This is a genomic window from Pseudomonas sp. Pse35, from assembly GCF_024519715.1.
GTDB classification, from domain to species: Bacteria; Pseudomonadota; Gammaproteobacteria; order Pseudomonadales; family Pseudomonadaceae; genus Aquipseudomonas; species Aquipseudomonas paracarnis.
Window position 1 is genome coordinate 130,715 of the sequence record NZ_JALJRP010000001.1, and the last position, 20,565, is coordinate 151,279.

The window sequence follows — 20,565 nt, forward strand, 5'->3', positions numbered from 1 at the left end:
AGGGTGTTGCGGGAGAGGTGGCGCAATTCTAGGCGGCGCCAGGGAGGACGATAAGCTGGCATTCCTGTGAATCTTTGTTACCGTTCAGGCGATAATCCGTTGGTAGGGATCACTGAAAGCGTAACTTTCTGTCACAATTTGCTATCTCCCTTGAGAACACTCCATGGACACTTTGCAAAACATGCGCGCCTTCAGTTGCGTGGCCGAAGCCGGCAGCTTCACCGCCGCCGCCGTGCAACTGGACACCACCACGGCCAACGTCTCGCGCGCGGTCTCCAACCTTGAGGCCCACCTGCAAACCCGCTTGCTCAACCGCACCACCCGGCGCATCGCGCTGACCGAAGCCGGCAAACGCTATTTGCTGCGCTGCGAGCAGATCCTCGCCTATGTCGAGGAGGCCGAGGCCGAAGCCAGTGACGCCCATGCGCGCCCGGCCGGGCAGTTGAAAGTGCACACCATGACCGGCATCGGCCAGCATTTCGTTATTGACGCCATTGCCCGCTATCGCCGCACCCATCCCGACGTGACCTTCGACCTGACCCTGGCCAACCGCGTGCCGGATTTGCTCGACGAGGGCTACGACGTGTCCATCGTGCTGGCCAGCGAACTGCCGGACTCAGGTTTCGTTTCCCAGCGCCTGGGCATCACCTACAGCATCGCCTGCGCCTCGCCGGACTACGTCAAGGCCAAGGGCTGCGCACAGCGGCCCCAGGACTTGCTCAACCATGCGTGCCTGCGCCTGGTCAGCCCGGTGGTCCAGCTGGACAAATGGACCTTCAACGGCCCTGAAGGCCAGGAAAGCGTGGCGATCAACAGCTCGCCCTTCCTGGTTAACTCGGCCGATGCGATGAAAACCGCGATCACCAGCGGCATGGGCGTCGGCCTGCTGCCGGTGTACGCCGCCATCGAAGGGCTGCGCAATGGCACGCTGGTGCGGGTGATGCCGACCTACCGTTCCCAGGAGCTGAACCTGTACGCCATCTACCCCTCGCGCCAATACCTGGATGCAAAGATCAAAACCTGGGTGGAATACCTGCGCGGTTCGTTGCCGGAAATTCTGGCGGCGCACCAGGCGGAGTTGGTGGCGTATGAGTTGAGCGGTGGTGTGCGGATGGCGAACTGATTTTGAAATGCTGCTTCCCACCCCCTATAAATTCATTGTGGGAGCTGGTTTGCCTGCGATGACGGTGGATCAGCCAACACAATAGTGGCTGACACACCGTCATCGCAGGCAAGCCAGCTCCCACATGTTGAGTGGAGTTCTGCCATGAAAAAGACTGTCCTGGCCTTCAGCCGTATCACCCCGCCGATGATCGAACGCCTGCAACAGGATTTCGAGGTGATCGCGCCCAACCCCAAGCTGGGTGACATCAATGCACAGTTCAACGAAGCCCTGCCCCACGTCCATGGTTTGATCGGTGTGGGTCGCAAGCTGGGCCGCGAGCAGCTTGAAATCGCGAGCAAGCTGGAAGTGGTGTCCAGTGTGTCGGTGGGCTACGACAACTACGACGTGCCGTACTTCAATGAGCGCGGGATCCTGCTCACCAACACCCCCGATGTGCTCACCGAGAGCACTGCCGACCTGGCCTTTGCGTTGCTGATGAGCAGCGCCCGCCGCGTGGCCGAATTGGATGCCTGGACCAAGGCCGGCCAATGGAAAGCCAGCGTGGGCGCGCCTTTGTTTGGTTGCGATGTGCACGGCAAGACCCTGGGCATTGTCGGCATGGGCAATATCGGCGCGGCCGTGGCCCGGCGTGGGCGCCTGGGCTTCAATATGCCAATCCTTTACAGCGGCAATAGCCGCAAGACCGCGCTGGAGCAGGAACTGGGCGCGCAGTTTCGCAGCCTGGAGCAGTTGCTGGCCGAGGCGGATTTCGTCTGCCTGGTGGTGCCGTTGAGCGACAAGACCCATCACCTGATCAGCACTCGGGAGCTGGCGTTGATGAAGCCCAGCGCGATTCTGATCAATATTTCCCGTGGGCCGGTGGTGGATGAGCCAGCGCTGGTCGAAGCCCTGCAAACCCAACGCATTCGTGGCGCCGGGCTGGATGTGTATGAAAAGGAACCGCTGGCTGAATCGCCGTTGTTCCAGCTGAGCAATGCGGTGACCCTGCCGCATATTGGTTCGGCCACCGGTGAAACCCGCGAAGCCATGGCCAACCGCGCCGTGGACAACCTGCGCAGCGCCCTGCTGGGCCAACGCCCGCAGGATCTGGTGAACCCACAGGCCTGGAAGGGCTGATACTGGACTTAATGTGGGAGCTGGCTTGCCAGCTCCCACATAAACAGTGCCCGACACAAAAATCCGGTTAAAGCCCAGGCCAGCCAAGTCGATAACTCTCTATAGATCGTCATCCCTGATCCACAGAAGGTTTTTATGTCCACCACCAAAGCCCGCGCAGACTCACTCTCGCTTCTGCTCTTTACCTTGCGCAGCGGCAAGCTGATGGCCATCAACCTGTTGAAAGTCAGCGAGATCATCCCCTGCCCGCCGTTGACCAAGCTGCCGGAGTCCCACCCGCACGTCAAAGGCATCGCCACCTTGCGCGGCGCTTCGTTGTCGGTGATCGACTTGAGCCGCGCCCTGGGTGAAATGCCCTTGCAAGACCCGGATGGCGGCTGCCTGATCGTCACCGATGTCAGCCGTTCCAAACAGGGCCTGCACGTGCAGGCGGTGAGCAAGATCGTGCATTGCCTGACCACCGATATCCGCCCGCCTCCCTACGGCTCCGGCGGCAATCGGGCGTTTATCACCGGGGTTACCCAAGTGGAAGGTGGCCTGGTGCAGGTGCTGGATATCGAGAAAGTCATCCATGGCATCGCCCCGGCACCGATTGAAGCGGCGCCGACCGACCTGACCATGGAAGAAGCCGAAGTGCTGGGTAACGCCCGCATCCTGGTGGTGGACGACAGCCAGGTGGCTTTGCAGCAATCGGTACACACCCTGCGCAACCTCGGCCTGACCTGCCACACCGCCCGCAGCGCCAAGGAAGCCATCGACGTGTTGCTGGAGCTGCAAGGCACGGTTGAACAGATCAACGTGGTGGTGTCGGACATCGAGATGTCTGAGATGGACGGCTACGCCCTCACCCGCACCCTGCGCGAAACCCCGGATTTCAAGGACCTCTACGTGCTGTTGCACACCTCCCTGGACAGCGCGATGAACAGCGAAAAAGCACGCCTGGCCGGTGCCGACTCAGTACTCACCAAATTCTCATCCCCAGAATTGACCAAATGCCTGGTCGTCGCCGCACAAACCGTGGCGCAAAAGGGCCTGTAAGCCTTGGGCGAGTATTACCAGCTGCTGCGTCGCGACCTCACCGGCAGCCTGCCCGCCCCGCAGTGGCCAGCGGATACCCGGCTGGATCATTATCGCGATGAACTGGCCCCGGCGATCCATGCCGTGCTGCGCATGACCCAGGACCAGGGCGGCGGCCGTGTCGGCCACCTGGAGGAGTGGCGCCAGCAGTTCGTCACCGATGCCGAGTACGACCCGACGCTGTGTCTGGTGGCCAGTAACCACGACGGTGTCCTCGCAGTGGCCCAATGCTGGACCAGCGCCTTTATCAAGAACCTGGCCGTACACCCCTGCGCCCAAGGCCAAGGGCTGGGCCGCGCCTTGCTGCTGCACAGCTTCCAGGTATTCAAGCAGCGCGGTGAACCCTATGTGGACCTCAAGGTGCTGGAGAGCAACCTGCGCGCCCGGCAACTGTATGAAAGTGCGGGCATGCGATTTGTGCTGCGCGACATCGTATCCAAGGGCTGATCCTCACTGGCGCATAACTTGCTTCCAGAGCCCCTGAGCGGTAGATAGAGGTAAAAACCCGTCACCCCTCAAGCGTGCCCTCTGACCTTGCCTGGTGACAGATCCGCCATGAACACACACTTTTCCTGCGTCGGTTGCGGTAAATGCTGCAGCGACCATCATGTGCCCCTGACCCTCGAAGAAGCCCGCAGCTGGGCGGCGGACGGCGGTAACGTCATCGTTCTGGTGGAAGGCTTTCTGGGTAACGGCCTGGGCCTGCCCCTGCAACAACGGGAACATGCCGAGCGCCGTTCAGTGATCGTGCCCAGCGGCAATACCGAGGCGTTTGTGGCAATTACCTTTGCCGCCTACAACGCCGGACGCTGCCGGAATCTTGACGAAGACAACCGCTGCCGCATCTACGAACGGCGCCCGCTGGTGTGCCGCATCTACCCGATGGAGATCAACCCGCATATCCCACTGAACCCAAGCGCCAAGGACTGCCCGCCGGAATCCTGGGAGCAAGGCCCTGCGCTGATCGTCGGTGGTGAGTTGATGGATGCGCAACTGGCCGAACTGATTCGCCGTTCACGCCAGGCCGACCGTGATGACGTGCAGACCAAAGAAGCGGTGTGCGCGTTGCTTGGCATTCGCACGACCGCACTCAAGGGCGACGGGTTTACCGCGTACCTGCCGGACATGCAGGCGTTTGCCCAGGCCATTGAACAGGCGGTTGAACTGCCGGCAATGGCCAATGAATGGGTGTTTCATGTGTCGGGAATGGACATCGCTGAACAGGTGCTGGATGCCGGGGCGCGCATTGCCACTGAGGTGCCGGCCAATTATGCGTTTATCTCGTTGAGGGCGGCTTAGGCTACTACGGCCTTATTTTGGCGTAGGTATCTACTCAACTTCAGCGCGACGCTGGACCTGTGGCGAGGGAGCTTGCTCCCGCGACGGCCTACCATTCGACGACAATTTCCCTGACGCCCCTCGATCCAACTGTGGGGTGTCAGCTAGATAGTCGCAGGCTGTCAGGCCGTCATCGCAGCAAGCCAGCTCCCACATTTGGAGCTCGGAGTGTCAGGTAGATAGGCGCCTCTCGGGAGCAGAGTTGCACTCACACAATAGCGCTCATGGATGGGCAGGCAACACATCGAGGCGATAGGGCTGGAGGATGCGTTGGTATTCGCCATTGTGCATCAGTTGCTCAAACGCGTGATTAAGCTCATTACGCAACGCGGTATCGGTTTTTCGCACCGCAATCGCCACGCTATTACCCAGCAGGCCAGACGACACAGGCGGCCCCATGAAATTGAAGTCCAAGCCCTGGGGCGTGTCTAGCAGGGCCTCTCGGATCTCCACGGCGCCTTGAAGGGTCGCATCAATATCGCCCGAAACCAGGCTCTGCACCAGTTGGTCGTTGAGCCAGAAACTCCTGATGATTACCCCTGCCGGCGCCCACTGCGATAGGGCAAAGGCTTCCCGATTACTGCGCACCAGCACCCCGACACGCTTGCCTCTGAGCGACCGTCGATTAGGGCGCAGGCCCGAGGTTTTACGCGCCACCAGCCGAGTGGTGATCGGGTAGAGATCACGGGTGAAACTCACCCGTCGCCGTCGACTGCAGGTGGGCGCCATGCCCATGATCGCGTCGAACTGCCTGGCTTCAAGGGCGGGGAAATTCTCCATGACGATCTGGTCAACCCAGGTACAGCGCACGTTGAGCTGCTCGCACAGGGCATTGCCCAGTTCGATGTTCAGCCCCACCAATTGCCCTTGGGAATTGCGGCTTTGAAAAGGCGGAAAATGCGCGGCGACGGCGAAACGGATTTCACGCCGCGGTTGAACGTCGGCGGCAACGACACTTGTCGAGAGCAAGAGGGCAAGCACCGCACAAAGGTGTATCAGGGCCACGGGAATGTCCTTTTCCGGAAAGCTGACTCACCACGCCCCGATGAGCGTCATCGGGACGAAGCAAACGCTGTGCAAGCTTTCAAGAATCGGTCGCGGACCTACAAGCAGAAATGTCCACGGGCGATGTAGGCAACTGCCTATAACGCACGCAACGCTTTAATCTTAGCGTTTACCCATGGAGCGGCGAGTGCCCGGAGGCGCCATGCCTGGCGTCTTGGTATGGCCGTTCTTGGCGCCGCCTTTGTACCAGGGCTGGCTGGCATTCTTGGCGCCAGCCAGCTCACCCGGTTTGAAGGGGAACTTGAACGCCGGGATCTCGGCTTTTTCAACGCCGTCGGCGGTGGCCGAATCGACGGGGTCAGCCGCGTCGACAGGGGGTTGGGTTGGGGAAGTCATAAGGGCTCCGGCGCAGCGATAGGCGTAAAAGCGCCAGTATACGGGGGCAAAGCGGCAAGCGGTAAGCTTCAAGCCACAAGTAAAAAGCGCTAGCTGTCGCGGCTGTCAGTTTGGCGTCACCGTGCTGACCGCATTACCGGGCTATAAAGCAGCTACCCAACCTTCAACTGGCAGCTTGCAGCTTAAAACGTGCAACTGCGCCCCGGCGCCTCCCATGCAGATAAAACGAAACACGGCCCTGATGGTGGGCATCCTCTTGGTATTGGCGGTGGCCGCCTGGGCAGTAACACGGCCTGCCAAGCCCCGCCTGGCAGCGCCCACGGCGATCCCGGTACGGGTGGTGAACGTCGCGCAACAGGACGTTCCCAGGTTTGTCAGCGGCATAGGCTCAGTGCTGTCGTTGCACAGCGTGGTGATTCGCCCGCAAATCGACGGCATCCTCACACAACTGCTGGTCAAGGAAGGCCAATCAGTGAAAGCGGGCGATCTGCTGGCCACCATCGACGACCGCTCGATCCGCGCCAGCCTCGACCAGGCCAAGGCGCAATTGGGCGAAAGCCAGGCACAGTTGCAAGTGGCGTTGGTCAATCTCAAGCGTTACAAGGCGCTGAGCATCGACGACGGTGTGTCGAAACAGACCTATGACCAGCAACAGGCACTGGTCAACCAGCTCAAGGCCACGGTGCAGGGCAATCAGGCGGCCATTGATGCGGCTCAAGTACAACTTTCCTATACCCAGATTCGCTCCCCGGTCAGCGGCCGCGTGGGGATCCGCAATGTGGACGAAGGCAACTTCCTGCGCATGAGCGACACCCAGGGGCTGTTTACCGTCACCCAACTCGACCCGATTGCCGTTGAGTTCTCGCTGCCACAGCAGATGCTGCCAACCTTGCAGGGCCTGATCGCCGCCCCCACCCGGGCCACCGTCGACGCCTACCTGGGCGCCGACACCGATGGCCAGACCGGCGACCTGCTCGGCGAAGGCCACCTGAGCCTGATCGACAACCAGATCAGTTCCACCACCGGCACCCTGCGGGCCAAGGCCGAGTTCAGCAACCCGGCGCATAAGCTATGGCCGGGACAACTGGTGACCATCAAAATCCAGACGGCCCTCGACAAGAACGCCCTGGTGGTACCGCCGACCGTGGTGCAGCGTGGGCTGGACTCACATTTCGTGTACCGCGTAAACGCTGACAAAGTCGAGGTGGTACCGGTGCAAGTCGCCTACCAGAACAGCGACATCAATATCATCAAAGGCGTGCGGGCCGGCGATGTGCTGGTCAGCGATGGGCAATCTCGGCTCAAGGCCGGTGCGCAGGTGGAGGTGCTCAAGGAGCCGCCGCAAGTGATCCACACCGCCGACGCCCAGGTGCAGCCATGAGCGCAAGCCGGTCGCCCTCAGCCTGGTGCGTTGATCACCCGGTCGCCACCCTGCTGTTGACCTTCGCGTTGGTGTTGCTGGGGATTATTGCCTTCCCGAACCTGGCCGTCGCGCCACTGCCGGAAGCGGAATTCCCGACAATACAGGTCACCGCGCAACTGCCCGGCGCCAGCCCGGACACCATGGCCTCATCGGTGGCCACGCCCCTGGAGGTGCAGTTCAGCGCCATCCCCGGCATGACCCAGATGACCTCCAGCAGCGCCTTGGGCTCCAGCCTCTTGACCCTGCAGTTCACCCTGGAAAAAAGCATCGACACCGCCGCCCAGGAAGTCCAGGCCGCGATCAACACCGCGTCCGGCAAGCTGCCCAGCGACATGCCGAGCTTGCCTACCTGGAGGAAGGTCAACCCGGCAGACAGCCCGGTGCTGATCCTCAGCGTCAGTTCCAGCAGCATGCCCAGCACCGAGCTGAGCGACTACGTGGAAACCCTGCTGGCGCGCCAGATCAGCCAGATCGACGGCGTCGGCCAGATCAACATCACCGGCCAGCAACGCCCGGCGATTCGCGTGCAGGCCTCCCCTGACAAGCTCGCGGCCATTGGCCTGACGCTCGCCGATATACGCCTGGTCATCCAGCAGTCGAGCCTCAACCTGGCCAAGGGCGCGATCTATGGCGAAAACAGCGTGTCCACCCTGTCGACCAACGACCAGCTGTTTCACCCGGAGGAATACGGCCAACTGATCGTTTCCTACAAGAACGGTGCGCCAGTTCAACTGCGCGATATCGCCAACGTCGTCAACGGCTCGGAAAACGCCTACGTACAAGCCTGGTCCGGCGATACGCCTGGGGTGAACCTGGTGATTTCGCGCCAGCCCGGCGCCAACATCGTCGACACCGTCGACCGCATTCAAGCCGAGCTGCCGCGCCTGCAAGGCATGTTGCCGGCCTCGGTGCAGGTCAGCGTGTTGACCGATCGCACCAAGACTATCCGCGCCTCACTGCACGAAGTGGAAATGACCCTGCTGATCGCCATCCTGCTGGTGGTGGCGGTGATGGCGTTGTTCCTGCGTCAACTGTCGGCGACGCTGATTGTGTCTGCGGTGCTGGGTGTCTCGCTGGTGGCCAGTTTCGCCCTGATGTATGTGATGGGGTTCAGCCTGAACAACCTGACTCTAGTGGCCATCGTGATCGCCGTGGGCTTTGTGGTGGACGATGCGATTGTGGTGGTGGAGAACATCCATCGGCACCTGGAGGCAGGCCTGGGCAAGCGCGAAGCAGCGATCAAGGGCTCGGGAGAAATTGGCTTTACCGTGGTATCCATCAGCTTCTCGTTGGTGGCGGCGTTTATTCCGCTGCTGTTCATGGGCGGAGTGGTCGGTCGGTTGTTCAAGGAGTTTGCGTTGACGGCCACCGCGACCATTCTGATTTCAGTGGTAGTTTCGCTGACATTGGCACCGACGCTGGCCGCCTTGTTCATGCGTGCCCCTACCCACCCTGCCCACGCCAAACCCAGCTTCAGCGAACGCCTGCTGGCCGGCTATGCGCGCAACTTGCGCCGTGCCCTGGCGCACCAACGCAGCATGGCCGCGATCTTCATGGTAACCCTGGCCCTGGCGGTGGTCGGCTATGTGTTCATTCCCAAGGGATTCTTCCCGGTGCAGGACACCGGTTTCGTGCTCGGCACCAGCGAAGCGGCGGCCGATGTGTCGTACAAGGACATGGTCGCCAAGCACAAGGCCCTGGCCGAGATCGTCAAGGCCGACCCGGCGGTGCAGGCGTTTTCCCATTCGGTGGGCGTTACCGGCAGCAACCAGACCATCGCCAACGGCCGCTTCTGGATTGCCTTGAAAGACCGCAGCGAGCGCGATGTGTCCGCAAGCCAGTTCATCGACCGCATCCGCCCACAACTGGCGAAGGTGCCGGGCATCGTGCTGTACCTGCGCGCCGGCCAGGACATCAACCTGAGCTCCGGCCCCAGCCGCGCCCAGTACCAATACGTGCTCAAGAGCAACGACGGCCCGACGCTGAACACCTGGACCCAGCGTCTCACCGAAAAACTGCGCGCCAACCCGGCGTTTCGCGACCTGTCCAACGACCTGCAACTGGGCGGCAGCATCACCCATATCAGCATCGACCGCCAGGCCGCCGCACGCTTCGGGCTGACCGCCACCGATGTCGACCAGGCGTTGTACGACGCCTTCGGCCAGCGCCAGATCAACGAGTTCCAGACCGAGATCAACCAGTACCAAGTGATACTTGAACTGGACAGCCAACAGCGCGGCAAGGCCGAAAGCCTCGACTATTTTTACCTGCGCTCGCCACTGACCAATGAAATGGTGCCGCTGTCGGCCTTGGCCAAAGTCGACCCGCCCACAGTCGGGCCGTTGTCCATCAGCCATGACGGCATGTTCCCCGCCGCCAACCTGTCATTCAACCTCGCGCCCGGCGTGGCCCTGGGCGACGCAGTGATCATGCTCGACCAGGCCAAGAACGAAATCGGGATGCCGAGCACAATCATCGGCAACTTCCAGGGTGCGGCCCAGGCGTTCCAGAGCTCGCTGGCCAGCCAACCCTGGCTGATCCTCGCGGCGCTGGTAGCGGTCTACATTATCCTGGGTGTGCTGTATGAGAGTTTTGTGCACCCGCTGACGATCATTTCCACCCTGCCCTCGGCGGGCCTCGGTGCGCTGATCATGCTGTGGCTGCTGGGACAGGACTTTTCGATCATGGCCTTGATCGGCCTGGTGCTGCTGATCGGCATCGTGAAAAAAAACGGTATCTTGATGATCGACTTCGCCCTGGAGGCGCAGCGGGTACTCGGGCTGCCACCCGAAGATGCGATTTATGAAGCCTGCGTCACGCGGTTCCGGCCGATCATCATGACCACCCTTGCTGCGTTGCTCGGCGCGGTGCCGTTGATGCTCGGCGCAGGCCCTGGGGCGGAACTGCGCCAGCCGCTGGGCATCGCGGTGGTCGGTGGCTTGCTGGTGAGCCAGGCGCTGACGCTGTTCACCACTCCGGTCATATACTTGTACCTCGAACGGCTTTTCCACAGGCCCAAACCAGCGCTGGCGCTGGCGACCACACACTGAGGCGGTCATGCGCGTCCTGATTATTGAAGATGAAGAAAAAACCGCAGACTACCTGCACCGCGGCCTGACGGAGCAAGGCTATACCGTCGACGTGGCACGTGAAGGCGTCGAGGGTCTGCACCTGGCGCTGGAGAATGAGTACGCGGTGATCGTGCTCGATGTGATGTTGCCCGGCCTGGACGGCTTTGGCGTATTGCGAGCGTTGCGCGCCCGCAAGCAGACGCCGGTGATCATGCTCACCGCCCGCGAGCGCGTGGAAGACCGTATCCGCGGCCTGCGCGAAGGCGCCGACGATTATCTGGGCAAGCCGTTTTCGTTCCTGGAACTGGTGGCCCGCCTGCAAGCCCTGACCCGCCGCAGCGGCGGCCATGAACCGGTGCAGGTCACCGTCGCCGACCTGTGGATCGACCTGATCAGCCGCAAGGCCAGCCGCAACGGTGTACGCCTGGACCTGACCGCCAAGGAGTTCTCGCTACTCAGCGTATTGGCGCGGCGCCAGGGCGAGATCCTGTCCAAGACTGCAATTGCCGAGATGGTCTGGGACATCAATTTCGACAGCGATGCCAACGTGGTGGAAGTGGCGATCAAACGTCTGCGCGCCAAGCTCGACGGACCGTTCGAACACAAGCTGCTGCACACCATTCGTGGCATGGGCTATGTGCTGGAGAATCGCATGCAGGAAAACCACAGTGGTCGCTAATTCCATCGCCCTGCGCCTGAGTGGCATGTTCACCCTGGTGGCGCTGCTGATCTTTCTGTTGATCGGCGGCGCGCTGTACCAGCAGGTCGACCGTGGCCTGGGGTTGTTGCCAGGTGCCGAGCTGGATGCGCGCTACAGCGTGCTGGAGTCGTCGATCAATCGCTTCGGCACGCCGGAGCACTGGGCCAAGATCAGGTCCAAGCTCAAGCTGTTGGGGGAAGAAGACAAGCGCATCCGTTTCTGGGTGGTCAGCAGCGACCCGAGCTACGAATACGGTGAGCCGGATGCGCAGATTCGTGCCTTTGCCGAGGGCGCCACGGGTAAGCGCGACCTGCGCCTGCCGGGTCACGATTATCCCTTCAAGGTGCTGGTCAGCCAGTTTGCAGCCAAGGAACAGCGCCCGGCGCTGCGCTTCATGATTGCCATCGACACGGAGAACTTCCGCGCCACCCAGCATCACTTGCTGGTGGCATTGGTCAGCCTGGCGCTGGTCGGTGTGGTACTGGCGGCACTGTTGGGGTTCTGGGTCGCGCGTATCGGCCTCAAGCCCCTGGGCAAACTCTCGGATGAGGCGCAAAAGCTTGCACCGCCGAAACTCTCCGGGCGCCTGCACCTGTCGCCGCTGCCGCCGGAATTGAGCCAGTTCGTCAATTCGTTCAACGCCACCCTCGACCGTGTCGAGCAGGCGTATTCGCGCCTGGAATCGTTCAACGCCGACGTCGCCCATGAACTGCGTTCGCCGCTCACCAACCTGATCGGCCAGACTCAGGTGGCCCTCACTCGCGGTCGGTCGGCGGAGCAATATTTCGAGGTGCTGCAATCGAACCTGGAAGAGCTGGAACGGCTGCGCTCGATCATCAATGACATGCTGTTCCTCGCCAGCGCCGACCAGGGCAGCAAGGCCACCAAGCTGATCGAAAGTGCCCTGGCCGATGAAGTGGCCACCACCCTCGACTACCTGGACTTCATCCTCGAAGACGCCCAGGTCGAAGTGCGCGTGCACGGCGATGCCGTAGTGCAGATCGAAAAGGCCCACCTGCGTCGCGCACTGATCAACCTGCTGAGCAATGCCGTGCAACACACGGCGCCGGGGCACGTCATCGACGTGCACATTGAAGTGCAGGCACACCAGGTGACGATTGGCGTGACCAACCCCGGCGAGGTCATTGCCAGCGAACACTTGCCACGCCTGTTCGAACGCTTCTATCGGGTGGATGCATCGCGCAGCAACAGCGGGGCCAATCATGGGCTGGGGCTGGCCATCGTCAAGGCGATTGCGTTGATGCATGGGGGGGATGTGTTTGTGCGTAGTGAAGGCGGTGGCAATACGTTTGGTATCACCCTGCCGATCTAAACAACTCGGTCAAAATGTGGGAGCTGGCTTGCCTGCGATAGCATCACCACGGTAGGCCTGGCATACCGAGGTGTCTGCATCGCAGGCAAGCCAGCTCCCACAGAAGATCCCATGGCCCTCACTGTTGCGGTTTGGGCAATAGTTATTATCTTGTTACACTCTGTATCGCACCGCTCGCCTGCGTTACTTTGACGCATCGATGAGCGCGACGGCAAAGGCAGCTGACCACTCACCCGAATTTCCCTCGACTTATTTCCAGGGCTCTACACTGGGAATCTGTCTTAAAGCCGCTGACTTCAGCGGCTTTTTTTTGCCGTGAAAAAAGGCCGGGCACACCCCCACGACACTGGCCGTTCATGATTGACCAAAGGAGCTCCACCGGTGAAGAACTCGCTGACGTTCACCCCGTTATTCCTCGCAATCGCAGCAACGATCATCCCCCTTGCCCACGCGGCAGACGCCCCGCCCGTCGAAGGTTTCGTCGAGGGTTCACACCTCACGATCAACACCCGCAACTACTACATGAACCGCGACCGGCGCGATATTCATACCGATGACAGCAAGGAATGGGGCCAGGGCTTTATCGGGACCTTCGAATCCGGCTACACCCAGGGCACCGTCGGCTTCGGCCTGGACGTCAATGCCATGCTCGGCCTCAAGCTCGACGGCGGTGGTGGTACGGATGGTTCCAGCATCCTTCCGTACGGCAGCGGCAACGGCAAAGCGCCGGGTTCGTTCTCGACGGCTGGCGGCACCTTGAAGCTGCGCGCCTTCGACACCGAACTGAAAGCCGGCGACCTGTTCCTCAACAACCCAGTGATCGCCGGCGGCATGACGCGCATGTTGCCGCAGACTTTCCGTGGCGTGAGCCTGACCAACCACAGCTTTGACGGCTGGATGATCGAAGGTGGCCAGGCCAGTTTCACCAAGCTCTACAACCAGAGCGGCCATCGGCGCATCGGCACCAGCTACGGCACGCTGCCCGCCAACACCGACAGCCAGCACCTGGACTGGGCTGGCGTGTCGTTCAGCGGGATCGAGGGGCTGACCAGCAACCTGTACGCCTCCGAACTCAAGGACGTCTGGCACCAGTATTACTACGACCTGGAATACACCTACGCCCTGAACGACCTGGTCAGCCTGACCCCCGGCCTGCACTACTACCATACCCAGGACACCGGCCAATCGCTGCTGGGGGATATCGACAACAACACCTACAGCCTGCATTTCACCGTGGGCGTGGGCAACCACAGCGTCACGGCGACTTATCAGCGAGTCAATGGCAACACGCCGTTCGACTACATCACCCAGGGCGACAGCGTGTACCTGGACAACTCCCAGCAGTACTCGGATTTCAACGGGCCCAATGAGCGCTCCTGGAAGCTCAAGTACGCCTACGACTTCGCCGGCCTCGGCGTGCCCGGCCTGACGTCCGCCGTGTCCTACATCAGCGGCAAGACCGACCTGACCAAGGTCGACCCCAACAGTCGTGGCTACAGCAACTGGTACAGCGCCGATGGCAAGGACGCCAAGCACTGGGAGCGCGATATCGACCTGAAATATGTGGTGCAGGGCGGCAAGGCCAAGGACTTGGCCGTGCGCCTGCAATGGGCGACCAATCGCGGCAGCAATGGCTACTCTGCAGTGGACCGCGATGTGGATGAATACCGTGTGATCGTGGATTACCCGATCAACGTGTTCTGAGTACAGGTAGGAGCGAGCTTGCTCGCGAAAAACGTTAACGATAACGCGTGCTTCCTGAATAAACGCGGCGTCTGTGAGTTTTTCGCGAGCAAGCTCGCTCCTACAGCCATATTTAAGAGTTGCTACTACGCTAAGGGCATTCTCAACGCAGAAGTGTGCCCGATGAGTTCAAGCCCTACCCGCCCCAACCGCCGCCCGGAGCGCCTGCTGATCCTGGGGAGTACGCTCACAGTGTTGCTGATCGTGGGGGTCGTCACTGCGCTGCTGATTCGTGAACATGCCAACACCCTGCAGACGGCCAAGCGCACCGCCAACACCATCACTCAATTGATCGACGCTGATGTGCTGCGCAATGTCGAACTTTACGACATGGCCCTCAAAGGCTTGATCAGCGCCACCGAGCGCACCGACCTGCAAGACGTTTCAGAGAGCATCAGGCACCTGGTGCTGTTTGATCGTTCTGCAGCGGCGCCCTACAAGGGCGATATCCTGCTGTTGGACCCGGCCGGCGAGGTGATTGCCGATTCGTCCCTGCTCACGCCCAAGCTGGGTAACTTTGCCGATCGGGACTATTTTCAGGCGCACCGCACCAACCCCGACCTGGGCTTGTATATCAGCCGCCCGTTCATGGCGCGCTGCCAGTGTGCCGACCCCTGGCGCATCGCGTTCAGCCGTCGCGTTTCGTCACCGGATGGGCGTTTCCTGGGAGTGGCGGTCGCGTCCATGCGCCTGTCGTACTTTCATCAGTTGTTCAGCAGCTTGAACATCGGCAGCAACAGCACCATCAACCTGCTCAACCACCAAGGCATCCTGCTGGCGCAAGAGCCTCTGCTGGAAGCAGATATCGTCGACAAGGACCTGAGCCAGCGCCCGAATGTGGCGCGCATGCTGCGCGAACGGGACGGCAGCTTCCAAAGTATCTCCAGTGTCGATCGCCAGGCACGGCTCTACAGTTTTTCGAATGTGGGCAACTTGCCGCTGATCGTGGCGGTGGCCTTGTCCAGCGATGAAATGTTCGCACCCTGGCGGCGTGCGGCGTGGCTGGTCAGCATCGCGACCGGAGTGTTGTGCGTGGGCCTGTTGTGGCTGACTTGGGCACTGTGCATGGAGTTGCGCCGCCGCCATCGGGCTGAACAGGTGCTGTCAGAACTGGCAGCCACCGACGCCCTTACCGGCCTGGCCAACCGTCGCACGCTGGACGAACGCTTGCGGCTGGAATGGGACCGGGCACAACGCTCCACCGAGTCGTTGAGCGTACTGATGATCGATGTGGACCACTTCAAGGCCTTCAACGACCGCCATGGTCACCAGGGCGGCGATGAGGCGTTGCGTGCAGTCGCGCATGTGATCGCCAGCCATATCCGCCGCCCTGCCGACCTGGCGGCGCGTTATGGCGGTGAAGAGTTCGCGGTGGTGCTGCCCAATACCGACGCCAAGGGCGCGTGGGTGATCGCCGAGCATATCCGCAAGGGGGTCCAGCACTTGCCGAGAGTGGCCGGGGATGAGCAACCGATCACCGTAAGCATCGGCCTGAGTACCTGGCAGAAGCACAGCCGTATTTCCCTTGAAGACCTGCTGCTCAAGGCTGACCAGGCGTTGTATCAGGCCAAGCACAGCGGCCGTAACCGGATAGTGGATGTTTCAAAAACCTCAAACTGATCAGGTCAGGTGTGGGAGCTGGCTTGCCTGCGATGGCGGTGGGTCAGCTACCTATAAGCTAACTGGCAGGCCGCTATCGCAGGCAAGCCAGCTCCCACATTTGGATCTTCGCCGGGCATAAAAAAAGGCCACCCGAAGGCAGCCTTTCAAAACTAAAGAAAGAGAGTTGTTACTTACACCGCCGCAACGGGACGCATGTAAGAGATCGGTGCGGTGCTGGCATCTTCGAAGGTCACGACTTCCCAAGCGTCTGTCTGCTCAATCAACTTGCGCAGCAGCTGGTTGTTAAGGGCGTGGCCCGACTTGAAGCCTTTGAACTCGCCTATCAGGCTATTGCCCAGCAGGTAGAGGTCACCGATTGCATCGAGGATCTTGTGCTTCACGAATTCGTCTTCATAGCGAAGGCCGTCTTCGTTCAGTACACCATCCGCGTCGACCACAATGGCATTTTCCACGCTGCCGCCGAGTGCGAGGTTGTGCTTGCGCAGGTACTCGATGTCACTCATGAAACCAAAGGTGCGGGCCCGGCTGACTTCTTTTACGAACGAAGTGCTGGAAAAATCCACGCTTGCACTTTGGGTGCGGTCACGGAATACCGGGTGATCGAAATCGATCTCAAAGCTCACTTTAAAGCCTTCGAACGGGACGAAGGTGGCGCGCTTGTCGCCGTCTTCTACTGTCACTTCCCGCAGAATGCGAATGAACTTCTTGGCTGCGTCCTGTTCTTCCAGGCCGGCAGATTGAATCAAGAATACGAAGGGGCCAGCGCTGCCATCCATGATCGGGACTTCGGACGCGGAGAGCTCGACGTAGGCGTTATCGATGCCCAGGCCAGCCATGGCCGAGAGCAAGTGCTCCACCGTGTCCACTTTGACGTCACCGTTGACCAATGTGGTCGACATAGTGGTTTCGCCAACGTTTTCCGCGCGAGCAGGAATCTGCACCACAGGGTCCAGGTCGGCACGCACAAACACGATGCCGGTGTCGACAGGTGCAGGCTTGAGGGTCAGGTATACCTTCTCCCCGGAGTGCAGACCTACACCTGTGGCACGAATAATATTCTTCAGGGTGCGTTGTTTAATCATGGCTTGGACCGCTTCAGCGCAAATTGCGAACTGGTATCAACAAAGGCTGGCGATAATAGCAGACCAGACCTTTGCTGAACACCAATCACCTTCATAGCCCTGATACATTCCATTAATCGGCCTGACGACGCAGGAATGCCGGGATGTCCAGATAGTCCAGGTCATCTTGCGGATTCGGGCTACGGGACGCCGCAGCACCGGCCTGAGCCTGGTTGCGCATCACGGTCGGACGGTCCAGGTCACGGTAGTTGACCGACGGCAGTTCCTGGCGAGCAGGGGCTGGAGCGGCAGCTGCCTGGCTGGCCTGGCTGGTGTGCAGGGTGTTGTCGATGACCTTCACAGGCTTCTCGATTTTTGCACCCAGGCCGGTAGCAACCACGGTTACATGCAGCTCATCGCGCATGTCCGGATCAATAACGGTACCGACTTTGACCATGGCGTGCTCGGACGCGAAGGCTTCGATGATGCTACCCACGTCGGAGTACTCACCCAGGGACAGGTCAGGACCGGCGGTGATGTTCACCAGGATGCCGCGTGCACCTTGCAGGTTCACGTCTTCGAGCAACGGGTTGCGGATGGCCGCTTCGGTGGCTTCGCGTGCACGGTTCGGACCGCTGGCGCAGCCAGTGCCCATCATCGCCATGCCCATTTCGCTCATCACAGTACGTACGTCGGCAAAGTCGACGTTGATCATGCCTGGGCGCTTGATGATGTCGGAGATACCGCGAACGGCACCGGCCAGTACATCGTCAGCCTTGGCGAAGGCGGACAGCAGGCTGGCATCCTTGCCCAGGATGGTCAGCAATTTCTCGTTGGGGATGGTGATCAACGAGTCGACGCTTTCAGACAGCAGACGGATACCTTCGTCGGCGATCTGCATGCGCTTGCGGCCTTCGAACGGGAACGGACGCGTCACGACAGCAACGGTCAGAATCCCCATTTCCTTGGCCACTTCGGCAATGATCGGGGCCGCACCGGTACCGGTACCGCCGCCCATGCCAGTGGTGATGAACACCATGTTGGTGCCTTGCAGCACTTCGGCAATACGCTCGCGGTCTTCCAGGGCGGCTTGACGGCCGACTTCCGGATTGGCGCCAGCGCCAAGGCCTTTGGTCACCGCGGTGCCCAATTGCAGGATGGTCCGGGCGCCGATGCTTTTGAGCGCCTGGGCATCAGTGTTGGCGCAGATGAACTCAACGCCTTCAATGTTGCTCTTGACCATGTGGTTGACAGCGTTGCCGCCGCCACCGCCGACACCGATTACTTTGATAACCGGGCTAGCGGGGATGTTGTCTACGAGTTCGAACATGTTCCCTCTCCTTTCATTTTCTCTAGTTTTTTCGCCTACTGCTTATTGCGGGTGTTGCGGTGTCGCGGTAAATCTTTAGAAATTGCCTTTTACCCAAGCCTGCAGCCGCTCGAACAATGGCGCTTTCGCCTCGTCGTCGCTGCGGTAGCTGTCACGGATGCTCGGGCCCGACAGGGAAATGCCGTCGGTCTGCTTTTGCAGCCCGTACAACAGCAAGCCCACACCGGTGGAATAAATCGGGTTACGCACCACGTCGCCCAGGCCCTTCACGCCATGGGGCACGCCCAGGCGCACCGGCATGTGGAAGATTTCCTCGGCCAACTCGACCGCGCCTTCCATCTTCGAGGTGCCACCGGTCAGCACGATGCCGGCCGGGATCAAATCTTCGTAGCCGCTGCGGCGCAGCTCAGCCTGGATCAGGGTGAACAGTTCGTCGTAGCGTGGCTCGACCACTTCGGCCAGGGCCTGGCGCGACAGCTCGCGAGGTGGACGATCACCGACGCTTGGCACCTTGATGGTCTCGCCGGCACCGGCCAGCTTGGCCAGGGCGCAGGCGTAGCGGATTTTGATTTCTTCGGCGTACTGGGTCGGTGTGCGCAGCGCCATGGCGATGTCGTTGGTGACCTGGTCGCCGGCAATCGGGATCACGGCGGTGTGACGGATCGCACCCTCGGTGAAGATCGCAATGTCGGTGGTGCCGCCGCCAATGTCCACCAGGCACACGCCCAGTTCTTTTTCGTCGTCGGTCAGGACCGAGTAGGCCGAGGCCAACTGCTCGAGAATGATGTCGTCGATTTCCAGGCCGCAGCGGCGCACGCATTTTTCAATGTTCTGTGCGGCGTTGACGGCGCAGGTCACCACGTGGACCTTGGCTTCCAAGCGAACGCCCGACATGCCCAGGGGCTCGCGCACGCCTTCCTGGTTGTCGATCACGTAGTCCTGCGGCAGGGTGTGCAGCACGCGCTGGTCCGCCGGGATCGCCACGGCCTGGGCAGCGTCGAGGACGCGCTCAAGGTCGGCCGAGCTGACTTCACGGTCGCGGATCGCCACGATGCCGTGGGAGTTCAGGCTGCGGATGTGGTTGCCAGCCACGCCGACGAACGCCGAGTGAATCCGGCAACCGGCCATCAGCTGCGCTTCTTCGATGGCGCGCTGGATCGATTGCACGGTGGACTCGATGTTCACCACCACGCCCTTCTTCAGGCCCCGGGACGGATGCGTGCCAATACCGACGATTTCGATCGCGCCGTCTTCCCCGACCTCGCCCACCAGCGCCACCACCTTGGAGGTGCCGATATCGAGACCGACGATCATTTTGCCGCTTTGCACGTTTGCCATGGGTCCTGCCTCTTCTTAATTCTTCGCGACAGCGGGTTGTGCTGCCGTGGGCGCAGCCGGTGTACGCCAGCCGACGGCCAGGCCGTTGGCGTAACGCAGGTCGACGCTCGCAATGTTCGTAATCTGTTCTTTCAAGGTTTTTTCATAGATGGCAATAAAGCGGCGCATCTTTTCCACCAAGCGGTCGCGTCCCAGCAACAACTCGATGCCCGGGCCGGAACTGCCTGCCCCGGTCGTCAAAAACCAGCTGCCCCGCTCACGCAATTCCAGGCGTGCAATGGAGAAGCCCAGTGGCCGCAGCATCTGGCTCAAGGCCTGGTACTGCTGCATCACTTGCTGCTGCGCCCGCTGCGGCCCGAACAGCTGCGGCAGGTGTTCATAGTTGGCCAGCTCACGCGGAGTGAACGCCTGGCCCTGGTTGTTCAACAGCGCTTCATCGCCCCAACGGGCCACGGGCAGTTGTTCTTCCAGGCGAATCGTGACCTGGTCCGGCCATACTCGGCGAACTTCGGCGTGGGCGATCCACGGCATCTGTTCCAGCTCCGAGCGCATGCCGGCCAGGTCGATGGTAAAGAAGCTCGCCGCCAGGTATGGGCCGATGCGCTGCTGTACCGCTTGCTGGCTGATGTAGCTCAAGTCGCCCTGCACGCTGATCTTGGTGATCGGCCGGTCGGCATACGGCAACAGACGCTGCGCGCCTTCGTACGTGCCAAAGCCCAGCACCACCAGCAGCACCGGCCAGAACAGCGCCTTGATAAAACCAAAGTTGGCTTTTGGCAGGCGCGCCGACATCGGCTCTTTAGCCACCATTCGGCTTGCACCCCGTGGCACCGGCTTGCGGCTCGGTGCTTGTGGGGGCTGATGACGAAGCGATGCGCCGTTCAT

General features: G+C 61.1%; 17 protein-coding genes. 11 read left to right on the plus strand and 6 right to left on the minus strand.

Translation table 11 applies throughout. The features are described 5' to 3' along the window. Positions 1-163: 163 nt before the first annotated feature. The 5 genes from OC445_RS00535 to OC445_RS00555 all read left to right on the plus strand — a co-directional run bounded on the left by OC445_RS00535 (position 164) and on the right by OC445_RS00555 (position 4,618). Positions 164-1,123, plus strand: a complete 960-nt coding sequence (locus OC445_RS00535) for a LysR family transcriptional regulator (protein ID WP_034126355.1) — start codon at positions 164-166, stop codon at positions 1,121-1,123. Between the two features lie 144 nt (positions 1,124-1,267). Continuing rightward, entirely contained in the window at positions 1,268-2,242 is a 975-nt protein-coding gene (locus OC445_RS00540; protein WP_262019909.1) for a 2-hydroxyacid dehydrogenase, read from the plus strand. Between the two features lie 135 nt (positions 2,243-2,377). Further along, the gene (locus OC445_RS00545) at positions 2,378-3,280 is read left to right on the plus strand and encodes a chemotaxis protein CheV (protein ID WP_014716988.1); all 903 of its coding nucleotides are present in this window, start codon (positions 2,378-2,380) and stop codon (positions 3,278-3,280) included. A gap of 3 nt (positions 3,281-3,283) precedes the next feature. Beyond that, a complete protein-coding gene (locus OC445_RS00550) occupies positions 3,284-3,766 on the plus strand; it encodes a GNAT family N-acetyltransferase (RefSeq protein WP_034126353.1) in 483 nt (160 codons plus the stop codon). Positions 3,767-3,874: 108 nt separating this feature from the next. Then, positions 3,875-4,618: a YkgJ family cysteine cluster protein gene (locus OC445_RS00555; RefSeq protein ID WP_034126352.1), complete on the plus strand. Its 744-nt coding sequence runs from the start codon at positions 3,875-3,877 to the stop codon at positions 4,616-4,618. A gap of 261 nt (positions 4,619-4,879) precedes the next feature. Here the strand turns inward: OC445_RS00555 and OC445_RS00560 are convergent, their stop codons facing one another. Beyond that, a complete protein-coding gene (locus OC445_RS00560; RefSeq protein ID WP_034126351.1) occupies positions 4,880-5,662 on the minus strand; it encodes a transporter substrate-binding domain-containing protein in 783 nt (260 codons plus the stop codon). 162 nt (positions 5,663-5,824) lie between these two features. After that, a complete protein-coding gene (locus OC445_RS00565) occupies positions 5,825-6,058 on the minus strand; it encodes a hypothetical protein (RefSeq protein ID WP_105225809.1) in 234 nt (77 codons plus the stop codon). Positions 6,059-6,272: 214 nt separating this feature from the next. Here OC445_RS00565 and OC445_RS00570 point away from each other — a divergent pair, with 214 nt between their 5' ends. From OC445_RS00570 to OC445_RS00595, 6 genes are all read left to right on the plus strand, one after another. Further along, the gene (locus tag OC445_RS00570) at positions 6,273-7,439 is read left to right on the plus strand and encodes an efflux RND transporter periplasmic adaptor subunit (protein WP_197900827.1); all 1,167 of its coding nucleotides are present in this window, start codon (positions 6,273-6,275) and stop codon (positions 7,437-7,439) included. Then, entirely contained in the window at positions 7,436-10,531 is a 3,096-nt protein-coding gene (locus OC445_RS00575; protein WP_262019910.1) for a multidrug efflux RND transporter permease subunit, read from the plus strand. Before OC445_RS00570 ends, OC445_RS00575 begins: the two co-directional genes overlap by 4 nt. 7 nt (positions 10,532-10,538) lie before the next feature. After that, positions 10,539-11,231 (plus strand): heavy metal response regulator transcription factor, encoded by a 693-nt coding sequence (locus OC445_RS00580; protein ID WP_057976884.1) that lies wholly within the window; start codon positions 10,539-10,541, stop codon positions 11,229-11,231. After that, positions 11,221-12,585, plus strand: coding sequence for a heavy metal sensor histidine kinase (locus tag OC445_RS00585; RefSeq protein ID WP_096143162.1), 1,365 nt, complete (start codon positions 11,221-11,223; stop codon positions 12,583-12,585). Before OC445_RS00580 ends, OC445_RS00585 begins: the two co-directional genes overlap by 11 nt. 381 nt (positions 12,586-12,966) lie before the next feature. Beyond that, positions 12,967-14,289, plus strand: a complete 1,323-nt coding sequence (locus OC445_RS00590) for an OprD family porin (RefSeq protein ID WP_181123746.1) — start codon at positions 12,967-12,969, stop codon at positions 14,287-14,289. Between the two features lie 162 nt (positions 14,290-14,451). Continuing rightward, complete coding sequence (locus tag OC445_RS00595; RefSeq protein ID WP_181123744.1) at positions 14,452-15,948, plus strand: sensor domain-containing diguanylate cyclase; 1,497 nt, start codon at positions 14,452-14,454, stop codon at positions 15,946-15,948. Positions 15,949-16,121: 173 nt separating this feature from the next. On the opposite strand, the gene lpxC is transcribed toward OC445_RS00595, so the two are convergent. The 4 genes from lpxC to OC445_RS00615 all read right to left on the minus strand — a co-directional run bounded on the left by lpxC (position 16,122) and on the right by OC445_RS00615 (position 20,565). Next, positions 16,122-17,033: a UDP-3-O-acyl-N-acetylglucosamine deacetylase gene (gene lpxC / locus OC445_RS00600; RefSeq protein WP_003171886.1), complete on the minus strand. Its 912-nt coding sequence runs from the start codon at positions 17,031-17,033 to the stop codon at positions 16,122-16,124. A 112-nt stretch (positions 17,034-17,145) separates the two neighbouring features. After that, positions 17,146-18,342: a cell division protein FtsZ gene (ftsZ, locus tag OC445_RS00605; protein WP_003188685.1), complete on the minus strand. Its 1,197-nt coding sequence runs from the start codon at positions 18,340-18,342 to the stop codon at positions 17,146-17,148. A gap of 75 nt (positions 18,343-18,417) precedes the next feature. Continuing rightward, a complete protein-coding gene (gene ftsA, locus OC445_RS00610; RefSeq protein ID WP_003188682.1) occupies positions 18,418-19,680 on the minus strand; it encodes a cell division protein FtsA in 1,263 nt (420 codons plus the stop codon). Between the two features lie 15 nt (positions 19,681-19,695). Beyond that, positions 19,696-20,565 carry a cell division protein FtsQ/DivIB gene (locus OC445_RS00615; protein WP_019816943.1) on the minus strand — a complete coding sequence of 290 codons (870 nt, stop codon included), beginning with the start codon at positions 20,563-20,565 and terminating at the stop codon, positions 19,696-19,698.